This window comes from Blautia sp. HCP3S3_D9 (assembly GCF_052063845.1).
Lineage (GTDB): Bacteria > Bacillota > Clostridia > Lachnospirales > Lachnospiraceae > Blautia_A.
The window spans coordinates 1-2,054 of record NZ_JBQHWS010000244.1; the positions used below are offsets into that span (position 1 = coordinate 1).

General features: G+C 42.8%; 2 protein-coding genes. Both read left to right on the forward strand.

Translation table 11 applies throughout. The features are described 5' to 3' along the window. The coding region (locus tag ACTNES_RS20550) for an ASKHA domain-containing protein (RefSeq protein WP_441040543.1) at window positions 1–1,114 on the forward strand (1,114 nt) is incomplete at its 5' end. An 84-nt stretch (window positions 1,115–1,198) separates the two neighbouring features. Then, window positions 1,199–1,867, forward strand: a complete 669-nt coding sequence (locus ACTNES_RS20555) for a DUF3786 domain-containing protein (RefSeq protein WP_118508877.1) — start codon at window positions 1,199–1,201, stop codon at window positions 1,865–1,867. Window positions 1,868–2,054 lie beyond the last annotated feature (187 nt).

Consider the following 2,054-nt stretch of genomic DNA (forward strand, 5'->3'; position numbering starts at 1 on the left):
CAAAGAAACCATCAATCCGATGATCAGCGAGATGTGCAAGAGTGCCAAATTCCCGAAAAACCGCATATACAGAATGTGCGTGGCATCTAATACAACTATGAATCATCTGTTTGCAGGAATTAATTCTGATCCATTGCGTACAGAACCATATATCCCTGCATTCTTTAAGACCAATTCCCTGTTTGCTTCTGATGTGGGAATTGATATCAATAAAGACGCTCATATTATTATAGCGCCGAATATCGGAAGCTATGTAGGCGGCGATATCACAGCCGGAACTCTGGTCAGCCAGATCTGGAACAGACCGGAATTCTCCCTGTTTATCGACCTTGGTACAAACGGAGAGCTTGTATTCGGAAACTCAGACTTTATGATGAGCTGTGCATGTTCCGCAGGTCCTGCCTTCGAGGGTGGTGATATCAGTTGCGGTATGCGTGCTACAGACGGAGCAATCGAAGCATGTACCATTGACAAAGAAACCATGGAGCCGACCTACAAGATCGTAGGTGATCCGGGAACTAAACCAGTAGGTTTATGTGGATCCGGTATCATCGATGTGATCAGTGAACTTTATATCTGCGGAATTATCAACCCGAAAGGTAAATTTATCCGTGAAGGAAAGAGAATCAAACATGACAAATACGGAATGGGAAGCTATATCCTTGCATTCGAGGATGAGGCAGGTTCCGTTAAAGACGTTGAGATCACAGAGGTTGACATTGACAACTTCATCCGTGCCAAAGGTGCAATCTTCTCAGCAATCCGTACTATGCTGACTTCTCTGGACTTCGATGTGAGCATGATCGATGACGTATATGTTGCAGGTGGTATCGGAAGTGGTATCAATATGCAGAATGCAGTCAATATCGGTATGTTTCCGGATATTCCGATCGAGAAATTCCACTACATTGGTAACTCATCTCTGACAGGTGCGTATTTGATGCTTCTGTCAACACCGGCAGAGAAGAAGACTTATGAACTTGCTGCAAATATGACATATATGGAACTTTCTACAGTACCGATCTATATGGATGAATTTGTAGGTGCATGCTTCATTCCTCATACAGATACAAGTATGTTCCCGACTGTAATGGAAGAGATTCAGAACCGCTAAGTAATAAAAATAACAGGGCAGGTAAGTCTTTTATCGTTACTGTTCACAGTAATTTCTTATCTGTCCTGTCTGTGGAGACTTACAATGGCGTTTAGCTTAAATGATTTAAACTATGAAAAAGACAGTAAGGAAAGAATGCCGTGGGAGCACTATACTCAGGAGTATGCAGCAGCAGATCCGAAAGAGATCGCTTCCAGACTTGCGATTCCTTATGACGAAGAAACAAAAACTCTGACTTTAACTTTTCTTGGAACCGAATACCAGATCACCTGGCCGGATTTCACAGTGACACATACTCCGGATGATAAAGGTTTTTATCCGTTGGAGGATATGATCTATGCAAGAATCCTGACGATCCGTTTTCTCCTGAATGGAGTGAAATCCGAAAGTTCAGGGAAGTTCAAAACATACCGTGAAATGCCATGGGGAGAGGTATATTTAAGACAGTTTGACGGCAGATGTATCAAACGTCTGGCATTTTCCTATGGAAACCGACTGGGAGATTTCAAAGCAATCATGGAGCATATCAAAGCTGCACCTGTAAAGCACGGCGATATTGCTTATGAAGTAGAGATTTTCCCGGAATACAAAGTGCAGATGATTCTCTGGGAGGGCGATGAGGAATTCCCGCCGTCTTCACAGATTCTCTTTTCTGATAACTTCCCTGTTTCTTTCCAGGCAGAGGATATGGCAGTTATGGGAGACGTGATCATTGGTTCCCTGAAAGCATTTTTAAAATGTGTTCAGGCATAAATTAGATTGAGTTTGAATAAGACAGGTGGCACCTGTTTTAGCTAAAGAGGCTGCTGGCAGATGATGCGGACAGCAGCAAAAAACCGACTTAGAAGCGGAGTAAAAAGGAGGTAATTTGAAATGGGATTCAAATCAGACATTGAAATTGCACAGGAATGCGAAATGCTTCCAATCACCCAGATTGCAG

Bases quoted from the DNA above. Each gene is read 5' to 3' on its own strand.
- ACTNES_RS20555 (WP_118508877.1), top strand. From the start codon at position 1,199: ATGGCGTTTAGCTTAAATGATTTAAACTATGAAAAAGACAGTAAGGAA.